The organism is Prauserella cavernicola (assembly GCF_016595675.1).
Lineage (GTDB): Bacteria > Actinomycetota > Actinomycetes > Mycobacteriales > Pseudonocardiaceae > Prauserella_A > Prauserella_A cavernicola.
The window spans coordinates 1-1,042 of the sequence record NZ_JAENJH010000033.1 but is presented as its reverse complement, the minus strand read 5'-3'; the positions used below and the strand labels follow the sequence as shown (position 1 = coordinate 1,042).

The window sequence follows — 1,042 nt, the reverse complement described above, 5'->3', positions numbered from 1 at the left end:
TGAAGGCGAATTATCCGGCTGAGTACATGGCGGCGTTGTTGACGTCGGTGGGGGACAACAAGGACAAGTCGGCGGTGTATTTGTCGGAGTGTCGGCGGTTGGGGATCAAGGTGTTGCCGCCGGATGTGAATGAGTCGGGGTTGCGGTTCGCGGCGGTCGGCGATGACATCCGGTTCGGGATGGGCGCGGTGCGCAATGTGGGTGCCAACGTGGTGGAGTCGGTGATCAAGACTCGGGAGGAGAAGGGGAAGTACTCGAGTTTCACCGATTTTTTGGACAAGTCCGAGTTGGTGGTGTGCAACAAGCGGGTGCTGGAGTCGTTGGTCAAGGCGGGTGGGTTCGACTCGCTGGGTAACACGCGGTTGTCGATGGTGCAGGTGCACGAGGACGCGGTCGAGGCGGTGGTGCCGCTCAAGCGGCAGGAGGCGATGGGTCAGTTCGACCTGTTCGGGTCGGGGGATGACACGGCTCCGGTGGCGTCGTCGTCGCCGTTGGCGCATCTGAGGTTCGAGGATGTGGAGTTCCCGCGTAAGCAGTTGCTGGCTTATGAGCGGGAGATGCTGGGGTTGTATGTGTCGGCGCATCCGCTGGATGGGGCGGAGCGGATTCTGCGCAAGCACGCGAAGCGGCCGATCGCGGCGATTCTGGCGGAGCCGCCGAAGGAGGGTGAGATCGAGATCTCGGGGCTGATCACGTCGCTGGAGCGGCGGGTGAACAAGAAGGGGGAGCCCTGGGCGATCTGCACGGTGGAGGACATGGACGCCTCGATGGAGGTGTTGTTCTTCCCGAAGTCGTATGCGATCTTCGCGGCGGATCTAGTCGAGGACAACGCGGTGGTGGTCAAGGGCCGGGTGAACTGGCGTGAGGACAAGATGTCGGTGTTCGGTGGTGGGTTGATCCCGCTGGACATCTCGGACCTGGCCGTGGGGGAGGAGGAGCCGCCGTTGTTGCTGCTGGCCTCGGCCGAGCGGCTCGACCAGAGCGTGGTCACCGAGCTCAAACAGACCCTGCAGGCCCACCGCGGCGACACCCCCGTCCGGCT

1 protein-coding gene is annotated in these 1,042 nt (G+C 63.7%); it reads left to right on the top strand.

Annotated elements, in window-relative coordinates; all coding sequences use genetic code 11:
* Positions 1-1,042: helix-hairpin-helix domain-containing protein (locus JHE00_RS34555; protein WP_372440537.1), on the top strand; the 1,042-nt coding region annotated here is incomplete at both ends.